The organism is Streptococcus sp. HMSC076H09, from assembly GCF_001811765.1.
GTDB classification, from domain to species: domain Bacteria; phylum Bacillota; class Bacilli; order Lactobacillales; family Streptococcaceae; genus Streptococcus; species Streptococcus agalactiae.
In genome coordinates this window covers 61826-84587 of sequence record NZ_KV806586.1, presented here as the reverse complement: position 1 = coordinate 84587, position 22762 = coordinate 61826, and the positions used below count along the sequence as shown (strand labels likewise).

Here is a 22762-nt window from a genome sequence, read left to right as displayed (position 1 = left end):
GGCCGCCGGTATACTTTAAAAGATAAGGTTTCTATACCTTGTCTTTTTTGTTTTGTTAGATAATTTATTGTGAAAAGTTACCTAAAATTACTTATATTTGTTTTTTATTATTGTATTTTTTATAATGTAGTTAATAACTTTTCAAGGAGGTAATATTATGGAAATTTTAATTAAAACACACTTATTTATTTACTCTGGAAGAAAGGAAATAAAAATTGAATAAATTTTTTTTAGAATCAGAGAGACTTATTATAAGGCCACTAGAAGAAAGTGATTATGATAGTTGGTATACTAGTTTTATGAATCGTGGACCATCTTTAACTCCATTTGATGATGGGATACTTGATATGTCTATGTGTGACATTAATTGGTTTAAAAATTTAGTAAATTTACAAAGGAAAGAATGGGAAAGTGACATAGTATATATATTTGGTGTTTTTCTAAAAAGCGGTGAGCACGTAGGAATGTTAAATATTGTTACCCTTGCAAGAGCAGATATGCAATGGGGAGAATTGGGATATGTTTTTCATAATCAATTTTGGAGTAATGGCTATGCATTTGAGTCAATCTTGGCATTACTTAATAGTACTTATGAAAAATTAGGTTTTCATCATATTGAAGCACAGATTACTCCTGGGAATGAACGATCGGAAAATTTGGTTAGAAGATTGGGATTAACCTATGAGACAACTCGAAAAGATTTTTCATTTGAGAATGGAAAATGGACAGATAAACTGATTTATAGTATAAATTTACATAATAATAATTTAGAATAATTTTATAGACTTACAAAGAAATTTAAAGCTTATAATATTGTGTTTTTGGAGATTATTGAAGTGGTTTATAGATAATTAAGGAAGGAATATTGGTTAGAAATGAGTAATTTGGATATACTATATTGTAAGTTAGCAATGTGCACTACATTACTAACGGAAAGACTACGACTTCAGCCTGTTGATTTATCTAATATAAATGACTTTTTAGAATTTTCATCTGATTCTGAAACCGTATTTTATATGCAACGATATAAAGCCAATACCACAGAAGAAGCACAAATGGTTTTGGCGAATGTCTGTATGAAATCACCATTAGGAATCTATGCGATGATTGAGACAGAATCAAATAAAATGATTGGTATTATAGAATTAGAAATTAGAGATGAGTTTTCAGCAGAATTCGGTTATATATTAAATAAAAATTATAGTGGTAAAGGTTATATGACAGAAGCTTGTTCAAAATTAATGTCAGTTGGTTTTGAATATCTAGACTTGGAAAGAATTTATGCTCGTTTCGACATTAATAATAAAAAGTCTGGAAATGTTATGGAACGTTTAGGTATGAAAAAAGAGGGCGAACTTCGTCATCTTGCAAAAAATCCAAAAGGTGAGTGGAAAACAAGAGCGTATTATTCTATTTTAAAAGAAGAATATTTTAATAAAGTTAATACTAAATAGTCTGAGATGTAGAGAATTAGATATAATCTTTTTAATCAGCCAGTGGGTGATGTCGTTGAAAATTTTACGGAAGGTAAAAATCCGAAGATTGATACACTTAATGGGAAAACAGTTAGAATAGAAAAAATAAATCCAGATCATTTTGAAGACTTATTTCAAGTTTATGGAGAATTGTCTACTGAAGATAGTTTAACTTATATATCTTTTAGCAAATTTAATAGTAAGAATGAATTTGATGTCTTTTTCCAAACTCTATTAAAATCAGAAGATCCTTATTATTTAGCTATTGTTGATAATAATACTGGTAAAGCATTAGGGACTTTTTCATTAATGCGTATTGATACAAAAAATAGAGTTGTTGAAATGGGATGGGTGGTTTATTCATCAAAACTAAAACAAACAAGGATAGCAACAGAAGCTCAATATTTGGTTATGAAATATGTTTTTGAAGAACTCTGTTACCGCCGTTATGAGTGGAAATGTGATAGTTTGAATGCACCATCTAATAATTCTGCAAAACGACTTGGTTTTACTTTTGAAGGAACTTTTAGACAAGCTGTCGTATATAAGGGTCGTAACAGAGATACAAATTGGTATTCTATTTTAGATAAAGAGTGGCCAGAGAAAAAAACACGGTTTGAAAAATGGCTAGATGATTCAAACTTTGATGTAAATGGGTATCAAATCAGATCACTATCAAGCATTGAGCAGAAGACAAAATAGAGTCATTCATTAATCACTAAAATTTCAAAATTACATGTTTTTTTAGCTAACATCTTAAACTTTGTTAAATAAATGTTTATTAACTTTTAAAGGTGCATGGTAGGACTCAAAATCGGGTGTCCTCACGGACGTGCCAGCTCGACTTTGGTCGCGGGCATCAAAGAAAAAAGTCAAGATTATTATCTTGTCTTTTTTTCTATGAGTTATTAACTGTAAAAGTTACATAAAATTACCAAATAAATTTTTTAACAATTAATTATCATTCTTTATCTAATTTATAATAGGGCTTATATTCTATGTTTGCCCCTATACTTGAAGCATGTACCCATTCTTTTTCTTTAAGTTGTTTAAAGTTTTCGGCTTTGCCTGTTAATATTATTCCCGAAAATTTTAATTTGTCGCTATTATTTACCTTGTCGTATTTTTTGGCATACTTTTCTAAATCTGAGTAGATATTTATATTATTAAAGTATACTTTTGAGTTACCTTTTAAGTTTTCTTTTATTTTATCTATGAATATTTGTGGTGTATTCAAAGTTTCAGGATCTGTACCGAATTGATACTTTGTTGGCCAATATGATGTATCTAATTCTGTGCTTGTACCTATCCATAACCAATTTTGTTTTATATTATTTGGTATCATTGTTTTTATTTCTTTGTAACTATAGGACTTATCAAAAGTTATTGCAATTTCAATAAGATCATTATTCAATTTATTTACATATTTTAAATCATTTGTTGGAGTTGTTTTGGCTTCTCCTTTTTTATACTTAACATTTTTATTGAAAAATTGTGGAACTTTTTGTCTAGTACCTCGATCATACAAGCCATTCTTTTCTGATTTTTCATCAGCATTTGTGCCAAAAGTACCTGAGATACTATAATTTTCTTCAAAACTAGAATATGGAATTTGAACCCCATCGATATCTTTAAATCTATCAGCATGTACTTTACCAGTAAACTGACCGCTTGGCTGGTAATAGAGACTATCATAGGAAATATTTGGATATGCTATTTCAGAAAGTAGTTCAAAGTTATGATATGTTTTTTGACCATTTTTTGAAGTTAAATATGTAAATCCTTTAAAAGCTATTCCAACTACTAATAGTACAGTTATTAATGCCAATACTACTGTCTTGAATAATGTTTTCCTTTTCCTTTTTTTGGCTAATTGTTCCAGTGGATCACTAAACTTTGTTTTTATCATATTTTAAAATTATCCTTTTCTAAATATTTTTTAACTTCTCTTCTAGCTCGCATAAGTCTTATTTTAATTGTACTTTGTGATTGTCCAGTAATTTCAGATATTTCTTTAATTGAAAAATCATTAAAATAATATAAATCTATTAAAGTTTGATAATCTTTTTTCAAGTGTAATATTGCTTCATGTAATTCAAAAAACTTCTCTGATTCGGTGTAATACAAATTATTTTCTATAAAGAATTCTTTTTGCAGGATTTCGTTATAGCGTTTATTTCTTCGATAAAGATCAATATACCTCCTAATTGTAGTACGATACATCCAAGCTTTTATTTTGTCAAGTGGAAGGGAGAAATCAGATTCTAGTATTTGTAAAAAGACGTCTTGAGTAACATCCTGTGCTTGACTAGGATTAACACCTGACTTAATAAGGTAAGCTATTATTTGATGTGAAATAACTAGTAATTCTTTTTTATAGTCATCTAAAATTGATATTTTACCTCCTTTCGCTATTATATTAAGCCCTCTTCATTAATATAACGAATTAAAGAGAGCATTGGTTACATAAAAAAATAATTTATATATATATTAAAAATCAGGTGATGGTAAAAATTAAAGATAAAATAATAAACTTGTTTTTAGTTCATATGTTAGCTCTAAATAATAATATAAAATCGTAAAAATTTTGTGAGACTAACATTGGTTTTAAAATCTTGTAAAAAATAATTATTTTTATTAGGTACTTGACATAAGAAGTAGTTTTTAAGAAAAGAGAGCATGATGAAAAAATATATAAAATGGTTAATTCCCATATCTATTATTGGGATGTTACTAGTAGGCTGTCAAATGAATAGGGGACCTAAAAGTCAGTCAAACGAAGTAAAAAATAGCAAGCAATCAGAAGTGAAGAAAGGTAAAAATATGATAAAAAAGAACAGTTAGCCTACCTAAAGAACATGAACAAGAAATAATGGTGAATTATTTAAATGTATCTTTTGATAGAGTAGAGTATACGATGGTATTTTTAATGAGATGTAGAGTAGATTGAATGCTTTCTTTAAATTTAGAAGTATTATCTAGCTCAGTAATTTTAATATTTGTTTTTCTATTTGTTTTAGTTCTTCCTCTAGATTTTCAGGCTTTATATTAAGGATATATAATTGAATAAAGAAAGTAATGAACTGTCCGATGACTGCTCGAAGTATTTCCATTTTATTCAACGAATTTCCTTCACTTAAACAGTTGAAAATTTTAGTAATGTTTGGATCAGTTGAATTTATCAGCTTAGTAAAAATAGTTGATGTTTCACTATTGATTAATAATTCTTGCATCAATATTTTAATGAGATCATTATTTTTTTCAATAAATTTAAAACGGTCCTGTACAAAGAAATGAATTAGTTCCTCTTTAGTAGAAAATGTAGATAATTCTGTAAAGAAGGGGCGTCCAATAGTTTGTACGATTAACTCGAGAATAAAGACCAAAAGCTTGTCTTTAGTTTCAAAATATTTATATATAGTTGCTTGGCTAACTTCTGCATTTTTAGCTAGTTGAGCAGTGGAAGTTCCATGGAAGCCTTGTGAGGCAAAGAGCTCTATAGCGGATAAAATAACTTTTTGTTTTCCTTTTGGCATCTCTTGGTCATTAATATATTGTTCAATAGAAAAAATAATATTATTTTTCATACTTAGTTCCTTTTCAAATGGTATTATACTTTACGGTATCGTTTTAGTCCAAAGATATTTGCGATGGTTAAAATAATTAAAAATAGAAGAAGTACCAGAAGATTTGAAGAAACGTTAGGTAATCCTTGACCGTACATAATTATTTTTGTAAGTGCATCACCAGAGTAGGATAGCGGTAGAATTTTACCGACTGTCTGAGCCCAACTTGCCATATTTTCTAGAGGGATTATTCCTGAAAAGAATAATTGAGGCATTATAATTAAGGGAATAAATTGCATCATTTGAAATTCTGATTTTGCTAGAGTAGACATTAAGATTCCTAATGATAAGGCAACCAGAGCCAAAATAAAATTGACAATGATGACACTAAAAATACTACCTACAACTTGAATATCTAGTAGCCAAATAGTTGATAAAACGATAACTACCGTTTGAATAATTGCTAGAATGCCGTATGATAACATATATCCAAATACAATATCACTACGTTTAACAGGAGTTGCAAGGAGTCGATCAAGTGTACCAGAAGTACGCTCTTTTAATAAAGCCATTCCAGAAATTAAAAAAACAAAGAAGAAGACCATAAATCCCATTAGTATTGGTATCATTTTTGCAAAAAAGCCTGTATTTTTATTTCCGTAATTATATTTTTCTTTGATATATTTGGAGCGAGTTTGTAAGGATTGTGCTAGTTTCGGATTCTTATTAGCTAAAATTTTAACTTGCGAAATCAGTTCCTTACTGTTCATTGTATTAACAGCGGTTTTAAAAGCTTGTCTTGTTAAAGTCGTCTTTGAAGAATCTGTATTCGCATAGAAGACAGTATAGGATTTATTGTCCTCCGAAATAAGAGCATCAATTTTATTTGATTTGAGTGCTTTTTTAGCAGATGAGTTAAATTTAAATGATCTCACTTGAATATGCTTAATATTATCTAAATTTGAAACGACCTTCGTGTTAACGTTAATAGTTCCAATCTTAACTTTTGTATTACTATTCGCAGAAAACATAACATTCATCAAAAACATAATTAAAATAGGTGCTAAAAACATCATAGCAAGTGTTCTTTTATCACGAAACAGTTCTTTTATAACCTTTTCAGTTATTGCAATAATTCTCATGATTATTCTCCTTCAGCTTTTAAGAAAACTTCCTCAATAGTACTCACATTAAATTGTTTTTTTAAATGTAATGGAGTATCAAAGGCAATAATGTTTCCACGTAATAGTAGTGCAACCTTACTTGTTAATTCTGCTTCATCCATAACGTGGGTTGTAATAAAGATAGAACGTCCTTCATCCTTAATATTAATTAGCTCTTGCCAGATTTTTCTCCTCAAGGATGGATCAATTCCAACGGTAGGTTCATCTAGGATTAAAACTGTGGGGTTTCCAAGTAGGGCGATGGCTAGAGAAAGCCGTCTTTTCATACCTCCTGAGTAACCTGAGACAAATTTATCAAGTTGGTTTTCTAGATCTACTACTTTAGAAATATGAGTTATCTGCTGTTTTAATTCAGTTTTTTGAATACCTTTCATTTTTCCAAAGAATAATAAATTTTCTAAGGCAGTTAAAGATTCGTATAAGGCATCAGATTGAGCCATATAGCCAATTTGATTTAAAATATTACGATCTGGCATTTGAGTATCAAGAACAAGAGCTGTTCCCTTATCTGCTTTTTCCATGCCAAGCATAGTTTTAATCAAGGTAGATTTCCCTGCTCCAGAGGGTCCTATTAATCCAATTATTTCGCCTTTAAACACCTCCAAATTAATATTATTTAAAACAGTTTCTGAGGCATATGCTTTTTGTAGTTTTTTTAAATCGATGACTTTTTTCATGATAACTTTTTGCTCCTCTATCAGTGAGTGAGTGTTTACTCACCTATTTGATATCATATATTATAGTGTGTAAAGACAGGCTTGTCAATAAAAGAGTTGATAGGAAGTTAATATACTATAATAGTCAATAAAATGGCTTATTTGAGATAACTAATTTTTTATCTTAAAAATCAGTTGCATGGAGAGCATTCGTGAAAATGGGCACAGAATAAAACGACTAAGAATATCCTTGTCGTTTTATTTTTTATATAGTTATACCTCTTTTAAAATTCAATATAATAATGTTTATTCAGGTATTTTTTAACAATGATATGAAGAGAGAAGCTAAGTCCCAGTATAATTAAATAAATCCAAAGGGGGATATTAATGAAAGGAAGATGACAATATTTTCCTATAAGGATATAAGCTATGATAAGCGAAAGAATTAGAAACATATATCGAAAGAAATATTTCTTTTCTTTCGATTTATCGAAGTTATATGTAGCATATATTATGGTATCAGCTATCTTGACAGCAATAATACTGATAAAGATTGCAAAAAGAACATCTAATAGAGTAATAGGGATTAGATCTGGTACTGACTGTTGAAGTGCTTCAGTAATGAGATATCCTCCTAAAAAGATAATCATTTGGATAGTTAGTAGTAAAATGGCTAAATCCCAACGTTGTAATGTTTCTTCTTTCTTAGAGATTTTAGGTGTAGATTTAATAACTTGGTTTATAAAGTCGTGCCTATCTTCTCCAAATACACTAACTAAACTTGCTTGTCGCTCTTGTGCTTCTAATAACATATTGACAATATCATTTCGAATGAGCTCCTGGTGGTAGGGGCTAATGCTAGCACCTCGCAAATAGACAATCATATCTGTATAGGTTTGGTTATTAGAGTTATCAATTCTTCCTTCTAATAGTGTATTTTCTTTTTGTAATTTTTTCAATTTATCCATGCTAGTTTCCTCTCCAATTTTTAGAGTAGTTTGTTTAATGCTTTACTAAGTGACTCCCAATTCTGTTTAAATTGGACTAATTGCTCCACGCCTTCATTGGTTAACGTATAATATTTACGTTTAGGTCCTTGAGGGGAAGGCTTTTGTTGTCCTTTTATATATTTATTGCTTTGTAGCCTTAAGATAATGGGGTAGATTGTCCCTTCGGAAATTTCCCCAAAACCATAAGAATTTAATTTTTTTGAGATTTCATAAGCATAAGTCTCCTCTTGCTGTATGATTTTTAGGATAGCTCCTTCAAGTAATCCTTTTAGCATTTGTGATGGAATCATATTATATCCTTGTCTATATTGTAATACAAGTTACCGGAATAGCTACATTGTAATACAAAGTAGTTGAGATGTCAAATATAACTAAGTTACCGGTAGAAAATAAGAGTGATAGACGATGATTCTTCTAAAATAGGTTTGTTTATGTCCTTTAGTTTATGTTATAATAATGTGAAGAAACTTTAGGAGTGAGTATGAAAATAGATAAAAAAGAATTTTTAGCACTTATTGCTAGTATTATTTTATTAATTTTTGCTTCTGTTACGTTTTTCTTATTTAAAGATCATGGCACTACTCAAATGGATACTGTAGAAAGCAGTGTTAACCATGTCAGTGATTCTCAATTAACTGAGGCACAAGATATGTTAGATAAATTTGAGAAGAAACCTTCAGAAAAATTATTGAAGGATGTCGAACTTGCTTTAAATAAATTGTCCAATTCTTCTAAAAAAGAAGCTTTGCAAAAACGTTTTAAGAAAGCAAAAGATAAGTATCTTAAAGACGAAGCAGATAAGAAAGCTACCAAAGATGCTACAGATTTAGTAGAAATTCTAGAACAAGCCCCTTCAGAAGAAAATGTGTTAAAAGCTGAAGCAGCAGTCAATAAGTTAACTGTCAAAGAATCTAAAGAAGCTTTACAAAAACGTATTGATACTGTTAAGACACAATATGGTTTGATTGGGAATCAAACTCCCTCTAGTTCAGTAGCTGAAACTACAGAACAAGGGACAGCTAATCCTGCTAGTCAGGATACTTCTAGTTACGTTAATCAGAATGTAGCACCAACTTATGAGCAACCGCAAACGAATAATACACCAGTTACTCCAGGGGTTAACAATACTGTTCCGACTCCAGGAACTGGTACTGCACCTGCTACTAATGGGACGGGTGTTGCTCAGTAAAACCCTGAAAGTCTAGTTTTACTAGACTTTTTTGCTATGCTTTTTAATTAGCCATTCTCATCAAAAACTATAAGAGAATTAGCAATTGATAGTTTTGGAGAAGGAAAAGAATTATGAGCAACAGCAATTAAAACCTTGAAAGTACAACCAAGTGAAGTGGTTTATAACAAGTGTATAGTTCTTTCTTAGAATAAATCATGACTTTTCAAAAAATAGGTATATACCATTTACAAAAATACCTTAAAGCGTTATAATGAGAGTGAATGGGGGGAAGAAGATGACGAAGTACATCAAGGCTGACCGATTCTTTTATGCTGATCATGTAAAGGAAAACGGTTATTTAGAAATAAAAGATAATCACTTTGGTAAATGGATAGAAAATATTTCTGGACAAGAGGAGATTTTAGATTATTCAGGTTACCAAATAGCACCTGGTTTAGTTGATACACATATTCATGGTTTTGCTGGCGCTGATGTTATGGATTGTGATTCAGAAGGAATTTTGCGAATGAGTGCTGGCTTGCTATCTACTGGAGTCACATCTTTCTTGCCGACAACCCTAACTTCAGATACAAAGCGACTAGAAGAGGCATCTAAATCAGTTGCGGCAGTAGCGGGCAAAGAACAAGGAGCAAAAATTCAAGGCATCTATTTTGAGGGACCATATTTTACTGAGGAATATAAAGGAGCTCAAAATCCGATTTATATGAGAAATCCAAACTTGGAAGAGTTTGCTCAATGGCAGAAGGCTGCAAAAGGCTTGATTACAAAAATTGCTTTGGCACCAGAACGTGAGGGAGTTGAGGAATTTGTCTCAGCAATCACAAAGCAAGGTGTTACGGTAGCTTTAGGTCATTCTAATGGAACATATAAAGAAGCTAAAAAGGCAGTGAAGGCGGGTGCCTCAGTTTGGGTACATGCGTATAATGGTATGCGTGGTTTGACACACCGAGAACCAGGTATGGTTGGTGCGGTTTATAATTTACCTAATACTTATGCCGAACTCATTTGCGATGGTCATCACGTTGATCCTGTTGCTTGTGACATTTTAATGACACAAAAAGGCCATAATCATGTGGCATTAATAACAGATTGTATGGCAGCTGGAGGTGCCCCTGATGGAGATTATATGTTAGGGGAATTGCCCGTGGTTGTGTCTAATGGAACTGCGCGTTTGAAAGATGGAGGGAATTTAGCTGGTTCTATCCTTAAGCTCAAAGATGGATTAAAAAATGTTGTAGAATGGGGAATTGCTACTCCGGAAGAGGCAGTGCGTATGGCGAGTTATGTTCCAGCAGTGTCTGTAGGCATTGATAATGTCTGTGGACAGATAAAAGAAGGCTATGCAGCGGATTTTATTGTATTAGATAAACATCTAGATTTAGTTGCAACATACCTTGATGGAGAAAAACGTTGGCAATCTTGAAAGAACTAGTTTTTACTAGTTCTTTTTAATTTATTAATTTTTAATGAAATATAGTTTGACAATAAAACTATTTTTTCTTATAATGTTGTAATATAATACAAAACAATAGGAGTTTACAATGTCAATTATTATTGGGTTAATGGCCGCTATGTTTATCATTCGTTTAGCTTATTTAAAGCTATCTATAGCTAATGAAAAGGCCTTAAGAAAAAATGGTGCTAAAGAATATGGTGTAGGTGTTTCAAAAGCAATCACAGTTCTTCATATTATCATTTATTTTTCATCTGTAACTGAGGCTATTCTAACAAAAGCAAGTTTTAATTTTGTTAGCGTAATCGGGCTTAGCTTGATGATTTTTTCTGTGTTTATGTTACATACAGTAACACGTTTACTTGGTCGTATTTGGACAGTGAAATTAATGGTAGATAAAAATCATCAATTTGTAGATCACTGGCTATTTAGGGTTGTTAAGCATCCTAACTATTTCTTAAATATTGCTCCTGAACTTTTAGGTGTAACTTTATTGTGTCATGCTAAATACACAGCATTATTTGTCTTGCCAATTTATGCTTTTGTTATTTATTTAAGAATTCGTGAAGAAAACTTATTATTAAAAACGATCATTATTCCAAATGGAATCAAAAAGTCTAGGGTATCTTAAGAATAAGATAAATAGTAGACATAAAAGTCATTTTTTGTTATACTGTCTCAGTAAGAAGAGGTGTTCATCAGCTGTTTTTTTAGCGAGCTCAAGGTAGTGAAAGTTGGGTAGAATAGGATGAATATTGGCACTTTTTAGTGAGTAAAAGTACAATCAAAAATGAAGTAATAAATTAGGGTGGAACCGCGTCTTTGACGCCCCTGTGCTGTTGGGCATAGGTGGTGTAGGACGTGGTTTTTATCATTTATCCGTTTTGAGTCAATTGTTGTCGTCTTCCCAACAGCTGTAATAAAGTATGAAAGAAGGAAAATGATGTCTAAGAAATTAACTTTTCAAGAAATTATTCTAACTTTACAACAGTTTTGGAATGACCAAGGCTGTATGTTAATGCAAGCTTATGATAATGAGAAAGGAGCAGGGACAATGAGCCCTTATACTTTCTTACGTGCTATAGGCCCTGAGCCTTGGAATGCTGCATACGTTGAACCATCACGTCGTCCAGCTGACGGCCGCTATGGTGAAAATCCAAACCGTCTTTACCAACATCATCAATTTCAAGTGGTAATGAAGCCTTCGCCGTCAAATGTTCAAGAACTTTATTTGAAGTCTTTGGAATTACTAGGTATCAATCCACTTGAGCATGATATCCGTTTTGTTGAAGATAACTGGGAAAATCCATCTACAGGTTCAGCTGGATTAGGTTGGGAAGTTTGGCTTGATGGAATGGAAATAACACAATTTACTTATTTCCAACAAGTAGGTGGACTTCAAACAGGTCCTGTAACTTCTGAAGTTACTTATGGACTAGAGCGTTTAGCCTCTTATATTCAAGAGGTAGATTCTGTTTATGATATTGAGTGGGCACCAGGTGTTAAATATGGTGAAATCTTTACTCAGCCAGAGTATGAGCATTCAAAATATTCATTTGAGATATCAGACCAAGTAATGTTACTTGAAAACTTTGAGAAGTTTGAAAGAGAAGCAAAACGTGCTTTAGAAGAAGGACTTGTTCATCCAGCTTATGACTACGTCCTTAAATGTTCACACACCTTTAATTTATTAGATGCACGTGGAGCAGTATCTGTTACTGAGCGTGCAGGCTATATTGCACGTATCCGGAATTTAGCACGTGTTGTTGCTAAAACCTTTGTTGCCGAACGTAAAAAACTTGGTTTCCCACTTTTGGATGAGGAAACTCGTATCAAATTACTTGCTGAGGAAGACTAATGAACACACTCATTGTTAATAGTCATCCTGATTTTTCGAATCCGTACTCATTTACAACTATTCTACAAGAAAAGTTTATTGAACTTTATAATGAGCATTTTCCTAACCATCAGTTATCTATTTTAAATTTATATGATTGTGTTTTGCCAGAAATTACGAAAGAAGTACTACTTTCGATTTGGTCTAAACAAAGAAAGGGTTTGGAATTAACAGCCGATGAGATTGTTCAAGCTAAAATCTCTAAAGATTTACTTGAACAGTTTAAGTCACATCACCGTATTGTCTTTGTTTCTCCAATGCACAATTACAATGTGACTGCTAGAGCAAAAACTTATATTGATAATATTTTTATTGCAGGTGAGACTTTCAAGTACACTGAAAATGGTTCGGTCGGATTAATGACAGATGACTATCGTCTGCTTATGTTAGAATCTGCGGGTTCTATTTATTCTAAAGGACAATATAGTCCATATGAATTTCCTGTTCATTATTTAAAAGCTATCTTTAAAGATTTTATGGCTTTTGATGATTTCTGTGTTGTTCGTGCAGAAGGTACCGATATTTTAGATAGGCAGGTTGTTCTTGATAAGATGAATCAGGATTTAAGAGAAGCATTTGAAGCGTTTTACAGTAAGGAGTAGGAAATGACTAAAGATTTATTATTGGAGCTTGGCCTTGAAGAGTTGCCAGCTTATGTTGTGACACCGAGTGAGAAGCAATTGGGCCAAAAAATGGTCAAGTTTTTAGAGGATCATCGTTTATCATTTGAAACTGTTCAAACTTTTTCAACTCCACGTCGTTTGGCTGTTCGTGTTAAAGGATTGGCAGACCAGCAGACAGATTTAACAGAAGATTTCAAGGGTCCTTCTAAGAAAATTGCTTTGGATGCAGAAGGGAATTTTTCTAAAGCAGCCCAAGGTTTTGTTCGCGGAAAAGGTTTAAGTGTTGATGATATCGAATTTCGTGAAGTTAAGGGAGAAGAATATGTTTATGTCACTAAGCATGAAACTGGAAAAAGTGCGATTGATGTTTTAGCAAGTGTGACAGAGGTATTAACAGAATTGACTTTCCCAGTGAACATGCATTGGGCAAATAATAGTTTTGAATATATTCGTCCAGTTCACACTTTAGTGGTATTATTAGATGATCAAGCCTTAGAGCTAGACTTCCTTGATATTCATTCAGGGCGTATTAGTCGAGGGCACCGTTTCTTGGGTTCTGACACTGAAATTTTATCTGCTAGTTCGTATGAAGATGACTTGCGACAACAATTTGTTATTGCTGATGCAAAAGAACGCCAGCAAATGATCGTTGATCAAATTCATGCTATCGAAGAAAAGGAAAATATTTCAGTTGAAATTGACGAAGATTTACTAAATGAAGTGCTTAATTTAGTTGAGTATCCGACAGCATTCTTGGGTTCTTTTGACGAGAAATACCTTGATGTACCTGAAGAAGTTTTAGTCACTTCAATGAAAAATCATCAACGCTATTTTGTTGTTCGCGACAGGGATGGAAAATTGTTACCAAACTTTATTTCTGTGCGTAATGGAAATGCTGAGCATATCGAAAATGTTATAAAAGGTAATGAAAAAGTTTTAGTGGCTCGTCTCGAAGATGGTGAATTCTTCTGGCAAGAAGATCAGAAACTTAATATTGCAGATTTAGTTGAGAAATTAAAACAAGTAACTTTCCATGAAAAAATTGGTTCACTTTATGAACATATGGATCGTGTAAAAGTTATTTCACAATATTTGGCTGAGAAGGCAGATCTTTCTGATGAAGAAAAATTAGCTGTGCTTCGAGCTGCAAGTATTTATAAATTTGACCTCTTAACTGGAATGGTTGATGAGTTTGATGAATTACAAGGTATTATGGGTGAGAAATATGCCTTACTTGCAGGGGAACAGCCCGCAGTAGCAGCAGCGATACGTGAACATTATATGCCGACATCGGCCGATGGAGAGCTTCCAGAAACCAGAGTTGGTGCAATTCTAGCGTTAGCTGATAAATTTGACACCTTACTTTCATTCTTCTCAGTTGGTTTGATTCCAAGCGGTTCAAATGATCCATATGCTCTTCGTCGAGCTACTCAGGGGATTGTCCGTATTTTGGAAGCTTTTGGTTGGGATATCCCACTTGATGAATTAGTAACTAACCTTTATGGTCTATCGTTTGCTAGTTTAGATTATGCTAATCAAAAAGAGGTCATGGCCTTTATTTCAGCTCGTATTGAAAAGATGATTGGCTCTAAGGTCCCTAAAGATATTCGAGAAGCCGTTTTAGAATCAGACACTTATATTGTTAGCCTTATTCTAGAAGCTAGCCAAGCATTGGTGCAAAAGAGCAAGGATGCTCAATATAAAGTTTCCGTTGAAAGTTTGTCACGTGCATTTAATTTAGCTGAAAAAGTTACTCATTCTGTATCGGTGGACTATTCATTGTTTGAAAATAATCAGGAGAAGGCGCTATATCAAGCTATTTTGTCACTTGAACTGACTGAGGATATGCATGACAACTTAGATAAGCTTTTCGCACTTAGTCCAATTATTAATGATTTCTTTGATAATACAATGGTAATGACAGATGATGAAAAAATGAAACAAAATCGTCTGGCTTTACTCAATAGCCTTGTTGCAAAAGCAAGAACAGTCGCTGCTTTTAACTTATTAAACACAAAATAAGGAGGCATTTTATGGATCCTAAAAAAATTGCTCGTATTAACGAGCTTTCAAAAAAGAAAAAAACAGTTGGATTGACCGGAGAAGAGAAGGTTGAACAAGCAAAGCTCCGTGAAGAATATATTGAAGGTTTCCGCCGATCAGTCCGTCACCACGTTGAAGGAATTAAATTAGTGGATGATGAGGGCAATGATGTTACCCCGGAAAAACTTCGTCAAGTCCAGAGAGAAAAAGGACTACATGGTCGTAGTTTGGATGATCCAAATTCTTAATGGGGAGACAATTTTAGATTAAAGTCAACACTTGGGTGGGGCAAAAGATAATCTTTGTCTCGCCTTTTTTATTAGGAAGGAAAAAATAATGATTGAATTACTATTAGCATTACTGTTATGGAATATTTTAGTATTTGCAACCTATGCTATTGATAAAAGGCGTGCAATTAGAGGGGCATGGCGTATTAGTGAGAAAACATTGTTAATAGAGAGTTTATTATTAGGAGGATTTGGTGCATTCCTAGGTGGAGAAGTTTTTCGTCATAAAACGACTAAATGGTATTTCAGACTAGTTTGGTATATCGGAATGATTATTGATTTAGCTATTATTTGGCTAATTTGGTGTTATTGATGATATCTTATCAAAAATTTTAGGGGCATATTAAATTTTTGATAGTGCAGGATAGACTGATTTAGGTATAATAGAATTACAAAAGAAAACGCTTACTTTTAAGGAGGAAGTTTATGTCTTCAGAAGAAAAATACATTATGGCGATTGACCAGGGAACAACAAGTTCTCGAGCAATTATTTTTAATAAAAAAGGTGAAAAAATTGCGAGTAGCCAAAAAGAATTTCCCCAAATTTTTCCTCAAGCAGGCTGGGTAGAGCATAATGCTAATCAGATTTGGAATTCTGTTCAATCTGTCATTGCTGGAGCTTTTATTGAATCAAGCATCAAACCTGGACAGATAGAGGCTATTGGGATTACCAATCAACGTGAAACAACTGTTGTTTGGGATAAAAAAACAGGTCTTCCAATTTATAATGCTATTGTATGGCAATCGCGACAAACAGCCCCGATTGCTGATCAATTGAAGCAAGAAGGTCATACTAATATGATTCATGAGAAAACAGGTCTTGTCATTGATGCTTACTTCTCGGCAACAAAAGTTCGTTGGATTTTAGACCATGTTCCTGGAGCACAGGAACGTGCTGAAAAAGGAGAGTTGCTTTTTGGAACAATTGATACTTGGTTAGTTTGGAAGTTAACTGATGGTCTCGTCCATGTTACAGACTATTCAAATGCTGCTCGTACGATGCTTTATAATATTAAAGAACTTAAATGGGATGATGAAATTTTAGAGTTACTGAATATTCCTAAAGCAATGTTACCAGAAGTAAAATCTAATTCTGAAGTTTATGGGAAAACTACTCCATTCCATTTTTACGGTGGAGAGGTGCCAATTTCTGGTATGGCTGGTGACCAACAGGCAGCATTATTTGGACAGTTGGCCTTTGAACCTGGTATGGTAAAAAACACTTATGGTACAGGTTCCTTCATTATCATGAATACGGGCGAAGAGATGCAACTGTCTCAAAATAATCTATTAACAACGATTGGTTACGGCATTAATGGTAAGGTTCATTATGCACTTGAAGGATCAATCTTCATTGCAGGAAGCGCTATTCAATGGTTACGTGATGGTCTTAGAATGATTGAAACGTCAAGTGAGTCAGAAGGCCTTGCTCAATCATCAACAAGTGACGATGAGGTTTATGTGGTTCCAGCTTTTACAGGTTTGGGTGCACCGTATTGGGATTCAAATGCTAGAGGGTCAGTATTTGGATTAACTCGTGGGACAAGTAAAGAAGATTTTGTTAAAGCTACACTTCAGTCAATTGCTTATCAAGTACGAGACGTTATTGACACTATGCAAGTTGATTCAGGAATTGATATCCAACAACTTCGTGTAGATGGTGGAGCTGCAATGAATAATTTATTAATGCAATTCCAAGCGGATATTTTAGGGATTGATATTGCTCGTGCGAAGAACCTTGAAACTACTGCCTTGGGTGCAGCTTTCTTAGCCGGACTTTCAGTTGGCTATTGGGAAAGTATGGATGAACTAAAAGAACTAAACGCAACAGGACAACTTTTCCAAGCAACAATGAATGAGTCTCGAAAAGAAAAACTGTATAAAGGGTGGAGAAAAGCTGTCAAAGCGACACAAGTATTTGCTCAAGAGGATTAAGGGGGTGTAGAGATGGAATTTTCACGAGAAACACGACGTTTAGCCTTACAAAGAATGCAAGATCGTACTCTGGATTTACTTATCATAGGTGGGGGTATCACAGGCGCTGGTGTCGCTTTACAAGCAGCAGCTAGTGGATTAGATACTGGACTTATTGAAATGCAAGATTTTGCAGAAGGGACAAGTAGTCGCTCAACAAAATTGGTCCATGGTGGTCTTCGTTACTTGAAGCAATTTGATGTAGAAGTTGTTTCTGATACAGTATCAGAGCGTGCAGTCGTGCAGCAAATTGCACCACACATTCCTAAGCCAGATCCAATGCTTTTACCGGTTTACGATGAGCCGGGTTCTACTTTTAGTATGTTTCGCCTTAAAGTGGCTATGGATTTATATGATTTATTAGCAGGTGTGACAAATACACCCGCAGCCAATAAAGTTTTGAGCGCAGAAGATGTTCTTAAGCGTGAGCCTGATTTACAAAAAGAAGGTTTGCTAGGCGGAGGGATCTATTTAGATTTCCGTAATAACGATGCACGTCTAGTGATTGAAAATATTAAACGTGCTAATAGGGATGGAGCTTATATTGCTAGTCATGTCAAAGCTGAGGACTTCTTATTTGATGACAACAATCAAATTATAGGAGTACGTGCGCGTGATTTGTTGACTGACCAAGTTATCGATATAAAAGCTAGACTTGTTATTAATACAACTGGACCTTGGAGTGACACCGTTCGCAACTTCTCCAATGAAGGTAAGCAAATTCATCAATTACGTCCAACTAAGGGAGTTCACTTAGTTGTAGATCGCCAAAAATTAAATGTTTCTCAACCTGTTTATGTTGATACAGGTCTAAATGATGGTCGCATGATTTTTGTTTTGCCACGTGAAGATAAGACTTATTTTGGAACTACAGATACCGATTACCATGGAGACTTAGAACATCCTACGGTAACTAAAGAAGATGTTGACTACCTCCTTAATATTGTAAACAAACGTTTCCCAGAAGCAGAGCTTACTATTGATGATATTGAGAGTTCATGGGCAGGTCTGCGTCCACTACTATCAGGGAATAGTGCCTCTGACTATAATGGAGGCAATAGTGGAAAACTAAGCGATGAAAGTTTTGAAGAATTAATTGATTCCGTTAAAGATTATATTGCACATAAAAATCATCGTGAGGATGTTGAAAAAGCTATTTCTCATGTTGAATCTAGTACTTCTGAAAAAGAATTGGACCCATCAGCTGTTTCTCGAGGATCAAGTTTTGAGCGTGATGATAATGGTCTATTAACACTTGCTGGTGGTAAAATTACTGATTATCGAAAAATGGCAGAAGGTGCCATGGAAACTATTATTAACATTTTGGATAAAGAATATAATCGCAAGTTTAAACTAATCAATTCTAAAACCTATCCTGTTTCAGGAGGAGAGATTAACCCATCTAATGTTGATTCTGAAATTGAAGCTTATGCTCAATTGGGCACACTAAGTGGTTTAAGTATTGAGGATGCACGTTATATTGCTAACCTTTATGGGTCAAATGCACCAAAATTATTTGCATTGACACGCCAAATTACAGAAGCAGAAGGTCTGAGCTTGGTAGAAACGTTGTCACTTCACTATGCTATGGATTATGAAATGGCGCTTAGCCCAACGGATTTCTTCTTAAGACGTACGAATCATATGCTTTTCATGAGAGATAATTTAGATTCTTTGATTCAGCCTGTTATTGATGAGATGGCTAAACATTATCAATGGTCTGATCAAGACAAAACCTTCTATGAAGAAGAATTACATGAGACTCTAAAAGACAATGACTTGGCAGCTTTGAAGGATAATTGAAGGAGATAATAATGGATATTTTTGGAGAATTCTTAGGAACAGCTCTCTTAGTCTTACTTGGTAATGGTGTTGTAGCAGGTGTTGTTTTGCCTAAAACGAAGAATCATAATTCTGGATGGATTGTTATCACATTTGGATGGGGGCTTGCTGTAGCTATTGCAGTGTTGGTATCTGGCAATATTAGCCCTGCCCACTTGAATCCAGCTGTGTCATTAGCTTTTGCAATCAAAGGTGATTTAGCTTGGGGAACAGCTATTCTTTATATGATTGCACAGATTATTGGTGCAATGCTAGGTTCACTTCTTGTTTATTTGCAATTTAGACCCCATTATGAGGCTGCAGAAAATAAAGCAGACATCCTTGGAACTTTTGCAACTGGTCCGGCTTTGAAGGATAATTTTTCCAATTTTTTAAGTGAAGTATTGGGAACACTTGTTCTTGTACTTACTATTTTTGCCATCGGAAAATACAATATGCCTCCAGGAGTTGGTACGATGAGTGTTGGTATGTTAGTGGTTGGGATTGGTCTATCGCTCGGTGGAACAACAGGTTATGCTATTAATCCTGCACGTGATTTTGGTCCTCGTTTATTGCATGCCTTGTTACCGATGAAGAACAAAGGTGATTCTGATTGGACTTATTCATGGATTCCGATAGTAGGACCTATGGTAGGAGCTATTTTAGCAGCCTTAATATTTGCTATGATGTAAGAGATTTTTGATGCTGAGACCGACTTTATGGTCTCAGTTTTTTGTTACCGTTTTCAAAAGTAACTTCTTTTGTTATAATAAGTAATTATGACAGAAAAATATGTAAATAAAGTAATTGTCATTTTAGGAGCTTCTTTTGCTGGTATGACTTGTGCGCAGAAATTACGCCAATTAAATCCTAATTGGGATATCGTTTTGATTGATAAAGAAATTCATCCAGATTATGTTCCAAATGGCTTAAATTGGTATTATCGTCACGAAATTAGTGGTTTAAATCAGGCCATGTGGCAGACAGAAGAAGAGCAACGGTTGCAGAATATACGCTGTCTATTTGGTCTAAAAGTTGAGAAAATTAATAAAGAAGATAGGGAATTAATGTTATCAGATGGTTCTTCTGTCTATTATGATCAATTGATTTGTGCCATGGGCTCCCAAGCAGAATCAACTTATATTGATGGGGCTGATGCGCAAGGTGTTTTAACAACAAAAACTTATGCAACTAGTCAAAATGCTAAGCAGGTATTAGATAAAAGTCATAAGGTAGCAGTTGTTGGGGCAGGTATCATCGGTTTAGATATTGCTTATAGTTTACATGAATCAGGGAAGGCGGTCACTTTGTTAGAAGCTCAAGAAAGACCAGACTTCAGGCATACAGATCCTGATATGTCCCTTCCTTTACTTGATGCGATGGCTGAATCAAAACTACATTTTTTCCAAAATCAAAAGGTTGAGAAAATTACTGTAACCCGAGAAGAAAAACTTTGTTTGCGAACGCTAACAGGAGACACCTTTACAGTTGATGCTGTCATATTAGCTGTTAATTTTCGTCCGGATAGTCGTCTTTTAACTGGGTTGGTTGATTTAAGTGTTGATAATAGTGTTGTTGTAAATGATTATTTCCAAACGAGTGACCCTAATATCTATGCTATTGGCGATTTGATTTGGTCGTATTTTAAAGGTCTTAATAGTGCTTATTATATGCCCTTAATTAACCAAGCAATCCGTTCGGCACAAATGTTGGCATACCATTTATCGGGACATGCTGTTCCAAAATTAAAAATAACACGCGCTACAGGATCTAAACACTTTGGCTATTATAGAGCTAACATTGGATTAACTGAGCTGGAAGCTGGTCTTTACGAGGATACCGTTAGTGTTACTTATTTCCCTAAAGAACAGTATGATTTAAGGATAAAATTGATTGCTAATCAAAAAACGGGCCATTTATTGGGGGCTCAATTAATCTCAAAGGAAAATTGTTTGGCTACTGCCAATCAGCTTGTTCAAGCTATATCGTGTGACATGACAGATTTTGATTTGGCTTTTCAAGATTTCATTTATACAGCTAGAGAATCTGAGATGGCTTATATGTTACATCAAGCAGCTATCAACCTTTATGAAAAGAGGATTGGGCTATGCGAATAGAAGCTCTAATGGAAAAAGAAAGGCGTGTTCAATATCGGCTACTTTCTTTTTTAAGAGGCTCTCCTCAGGCAATAGCACTGAAGTTAGCTTTATTAGAAACTGGTTTAAGTCGAGCAACTTTGCTTAAATATATCAATAATCTTAATAGCTACTTTGAACAAGAAAAAGTTAATTGTCGAATCGTTTATTATAAGGATAAGTTATTTTTAGAAGAGGATTATAACTTATCCAATCAAGAAGTGTTGAAAGCTCTGATGAAAGATAGTATTAAATACACTATCTTAATATCTTTATTTAATCAGCGTCAGTTCACAATCGTTGGTCTTTCTCAAGAATTGATGGTTAGTGAGGCTACTTTAAATCGTCATCTTGCTCATCTCAATGAATTGTTAGCGGAATTTGATATTGCTATTTCACAAGGAAAACAGATTGGTGATGAATTGCAATGGCGTTATTTTTATTATGAATTATTCAAGCAACTATGGTCTTATGACAAGTGCCAAAATATGATAAAGAAATTAGACTTAGACTCATTAATTCTATTAATAGAGCGCTTGGCTCAACATACTTTAACTCGAGAAGCTCAGCAAAATCTGGGGCTTTGGTTTAGTATTTGTCATCATCGTCTCCTTGCTATGGAAAAAATATCTGATAATCTCAAGCCCATTGTGGAACATTATCAATGTAATGCTTTTTATAAACGGTTAGACGCAGCCTTAGTTTTGTATATGAGTCGTTTTGCTCTTGAGTATAGGGAAGGAGAAGTTCTGGCAACTTTTGCTTTTCTACATTCACAAAATATTTTACCAATCAATACAATGGAATACATCATGGGGTTTGGAGGTCCGATTATTGATTGTGTAACCGAAACAATCATCTACTTTAAAAAGGAGAGTATTTTAGCTGACGAGACATCAGATCAGGTTATTTACCAACTTGGTCAGTTATATAGCCATTATTATTTCTTTAAAGGTCATATTTTAGTTGAACAACCTGATTTAGAACAAACGTATCGACTTATTGATCATAATATGAGGGATAAGTTGCATCATATTTCAAAGAAGATTATTGCAAATGTTAATCGAATTAGACCTTTAACAGAAGATGGTTGTTCTTTGCTGACTTTACATTTGTTGGAATTGCTTATTTTCTCGAAAAATAGTCAAAAAATGCCCTTTAGGATTGGCCTAGATATGACAGGTAATGCTGTGGAACAGTCATTGTTGGAATATCGCATTCGACAACATTTCTCTGGTAATAATTCTATTCAAGTCGAACCTTATGACGAAGGAAAGGGATTTGATATGGTTATTTATCAGAGTCGCTCAAGACCTTATAAAGCCAAACTAACCTATTGCCTTAATAAAGGTGCTTCAGAGCGAGAACTACAGGAAATAGATTCACTTATTTATGACAATTAATCCCATTACTTAATTGAATGGTTTTAATCCCTCCAGAAATTGT

The 22762-nt window shown here is 33.8% G+C and carries 24 protein-coding genes; 17 read left to right on the top strand and 7 right to left on the bottom strand.

The features are described 5' to 3' along the window. Positions 1-215: 215 nt before the first annotated feature. From HMPREF2818_RS00415 to HMPREF2818_RS00405, 3 genes are all read left to right on the top strand, one after another. Positions 216-776 (top strand): GNAT family N-acetyltransferase, encoded by a 561-nt coding sequence (locus HMPREF2818_RS00415; protein ID WP_001031783.1) that lies wholly within the window; start codon positions 216-218, stop codon positions 774-776. Positions 777-875: 99 nt separating this feature from the next. Beyond that, positions 876-1454 carry a GNAT family N-acetyltransferase gene (locus tag HMPREF2818_RS00410; protein ID WP_000067087.1) on the top strand — a complete coding sequence of 193 codons (579 nt, stop codon included), beginning with the start codon at positions 876-878 and terminating at the stop codon, positions 1452-1454. 42 nt (positions 1455-1496) lie between these two features. Continuing rightward, on the top strand, positions 1497-2177 hold the full coding sequence (locus HMPREF2818_RS00405) for a GNAT family N-acetyltransferase (protein ID WP_000503134.1): 681 nt from the start codon (positions 1497-1499) through the stop codon (positions 2175-2177). A gap of 259 nt (positions 2178-2436) precedes the next feature. Here the strand turns inward: HMPREF2818_RS00405 and HMPREF2818_RS00400 are convergent, their stop codons facing one another. Both HMPREF2818_RS00400 and HMPREF2818_RS00395 read right to left on the bottom strand, forming a co-directional pair. Next, positions 2437-3384 carry a sigma factor regulator N-terminal domain-containing protein gene (locus HMPREF2818_RS00400; RefSeq protein ID WP_000598067.1) on the bottom strand — a complete coding sequence of 316 codons (948 nt, stop codon included), beginning with the start codon at positions 3382-3384 and terminating at the stop codon, positions 2437-2439. Then, entirely contained in the window at positions 3381-3872 is a 492-nt protein-coding gene (locus tag HMPREF2818_RS00395; RefSeq protein ID WP_000025252.1) for an RNA polymerase sigma factor, read from the bottom strand. The genes HMPREF2818_RS00400 and HMPREF2818_RS00395 overlap by 4 nt, the downstream gene beginning before the upstream one ends. A 285-nt stretch (positions 3873-4157) precedes the next feature. Between HMPREF2818_RS00395 and HMPREF2818_RS00390 the strand changes: the two genes are divergently transcribed. After that, on the top strand, positions 4158-4319 hold the full coding sequence (locus HMPREF2818_RS00390; RefSeq protein ID WP_001872907.1) for a lipoprotein: 162 nt from the start codon (positions 4158-4160) through the stop codon (positions 4317-4319). Positions 4320-4453: 134 nt separating this feature from the next. On the opposite strand, the gene HMPREF2818_RS00385 is transcribed toward HMPREF2818_RS00390, so the two are convergent. From HMPREF2818_RS00385 to HMPREF2818_RS00365, 5 genes are all read right to left on the bottom strand, one after another. Beyond that, positions 4454-5062, bottom strand: coding sequence for a TetR/AcrR family transcriptional regulator (locus HMPREF2818_RS00385; protein ID WP_000794361.1), 609 nt, complete (start codon positions 5060-5062; stop codon positions 4454-4456). A 23-nt stretch (positions 5063-5085) separates the two neighbouring features. Beyond that, positions 5086-6183 carry an ABC transporter permease gene (locus HMPREF2818_RS00380; protein WP_001219927.1) on the bottom strand — a complete coding sequence of 366 codons (1098 nt, stop codon included), beginning with the start codon at positions 6181-6183 and terminating at the stop codon, positions 5086-5088. Between the two features lie 2 nt (positions 6184-6185). Next, on the bottom strand, positions 6186-6902 hold the full coding sequence (locus HMPREF2818_RS00375) for an ABC transporter ATP-binding protein (RefSeq protein ID WP_000755575.1): 717 nt from the start codon (positions 6900-6902) through the stop codon (positions 6186-6188). 263 nt (positions 6903-7165) lie between these two features. Further along, positions 7166-7849, bottom strand: a complete 684-nt coding sequence (locus tag HMPREF2818_RS00370) for a DUF1129 domain-containing protein (RefSeq protein ID WP_000359381.1) — start codon at positions 7847-7849, stop codon at positions 7166-7168. A gap of 20 nt (positions 7850-7869) precedes the next feature. Further along, positions 7870-8181: a PadR family transcriptional regulator gene (locus tag HMPREF2818_RS00365; protein ID WP_000613125.1), complete on the bottom strand. Its 312-nt coding sequence runs from the start codon at positions 8179-8181 to the stop codon at positions 7870-7872. Between the two features lie 191 nt (positions 8182-8372). Between HMPREF2818_RS00365 and HMPREF2818_RS00360 the strand changes: the two genes are divergently transcribed. The 13 genes from HMPREF2818_RS00360 to HMPREF2818_RS00300 all read left to right on the top strand — a co-directional run bounded on the left by HMPREF2818_RS00360 (position 8373) and on the right by HMPREF2818_RS00300 (position 22719). Next, on the top strand, positions 8373-9080 hold the full coding sequence (locus tag HMPREF2818_RS00360; RefSeq protein ID WP_000686999.1) for a hypothetical protein: 708 nt from the start codon (positions 8373-8375) through the stop codon (positions 9078-9080). 277 nt (positions 9081-9357) lie between these two features. Further along, the gene (gene nagA / locus HMPREF2818_RS00355; protein WP_000170470.1) at positions 9358-10506 is read left to right on the top strand and encodes an N-acetylglucosamine-6-phosphate deacetylase; all 1149 of its coding nucleotides are present in this window, start codon (positions 9358-9360) and stop codon (positions 10504-10506) included. Between the two features lie 118 nt (positions 10507-10624). Continuing rightward, the gene (locus HMPREF2818_RS00350; RefSeq protein WP_000022337.1) at positions 10625-11167 is read left to right on the top strand and encodes an isoprenylcysteine carboxyl methyltransferase family protein; all 543 of its coding nucleotides are present in this window, start codon (positions 10625-10627) and stop codon (positions 11165-11167) included. Positions 11168-11479: 312 nt separating this feature from the next. Beyond that, positions 11480-12394, top strand: a complete 915-nt coding sequence (glyQ, locus tag HMPREF2818_RS00345) for a glycine--tRNA ligase subunit alpha (RefSeq protein WP_000038758.1) — start codon at positions 11480-11482, stop codon at positions 12392-12394. Further along, positions 12394-13035, top strand: a complete 642-nt coding sequence (locus tag HMPREF2818_RS00340) for an FMN-dependent NADH-azoreductase (protein ID WP_001094117.1) — start codon at positions 12394-12396, stop codon at positions 13033-13035. Before glyQ ends, HMPREF2818_RS00340 begins: the two co-directional genes overlap by 1 nt. A 3-nt stretch (positions 13036-13038) precedes the next feature. Further along, complete coding sequence (glyS, locus tag HMPREF2818_RS00335; RefSeq protein ID WP_000159093.1) at positions 13039-15078, top strand: glycine--tRNA ligase subunit beta; 2040 nt, start codon at positions 13039-13041, stop codon at positions 15076-15078. A gap of 11 nt (positions 15079-15089) precedes the next feature. Continuing rightward, positions 15090-15347, top strand: a complete 258-nt coding sequence (locus HMPREF2818_RS00330) for a DUF896 family protein (protein WP_000371297.1) — start codon at positions 15090-15092, stop codon at positions 15345-15347. An 88-nt stretch (positions 15348-15435) separates the two neighbouring features. Beyond that, the gene (locus HMPREF2818_RS00325) at positions 15436-15699 is read left to right on the top strand and encodes a DUF1294 domain-containing protein (RefSeq protein ID WP_000571497.1); all 264 of its coding nucleotides are present in this window, start codon (positions 15436-15438) and stop codon (positions 15697-15699) included. A 113-nt stretch (positions 15700-15812) separates the two neighbouring features. Further along, on the top strand, positions 15813-17321 hold the full coding sequence (gene glpK / locus HMPREF2818_RS00320) for a glycerol kinase GlpK (protein ID WP_000093527.1): 1509 nt from the start codon (positions 15813-15815) through the stop codon (positions 17319-17321). A gap of 12 nt (positions 17322-17333) precedes the next feature. Beyond that, complete coding sequence (gene glpO, locus HMPREF2818_RS00315) at positions 17334-19163, top strand: type 1 glycerol-3-phosphate oxidase (RefSeq protein WP_000396081.1); 1830 nt, start codon at positions 17334-17336, stop codon at positions 19161-19163. Between the two features lie 11 nt (positions 19164-19174). Beyond that, positions 19175-19873 carry an MIP/aquaporin family protein gene (locus tag HMPREF2818_RS00310; protein ID WP_000350767.1) on the top strand — a complete coding sequence of 233 codons (699 nt, stop codon included), beginning with the start codon at positions 19175-19177 and terminating at the stop codon, positions 19871-19873. Positions 19874-19960: 87 nt separating this feature from the next. Beyond that, positions 19961-21298, top strand: a complete 1338-nt coding sequence (locus HMPREF2818_RS00305) for an NAD(P)/FAD-dependent oxidoreductase (RefSeq protein WP_000137254.1) — start codon at positions 19961-19963, stop codon at positions 21296-21298. Continuing rightward, positions 21289-22719: an AcpB/EbpR/MafR family transcriptional regulator gene (locus HMPREF2818_RS00300; RefSeq protein ID WP_001217286.1), complete on the top strand. Its 1431-nt coding sequence runs from the start codon at positions 21289-21291 to the stop codon at positions 22717-22719. The genes HMPREF2818_RS00305 and HMPREF2818_RS00300 overlap by 10 nt, the downstream gene beginning before the upstream one ends. Positions 22720-22762 lie beyond the last annotated feature (43 nt).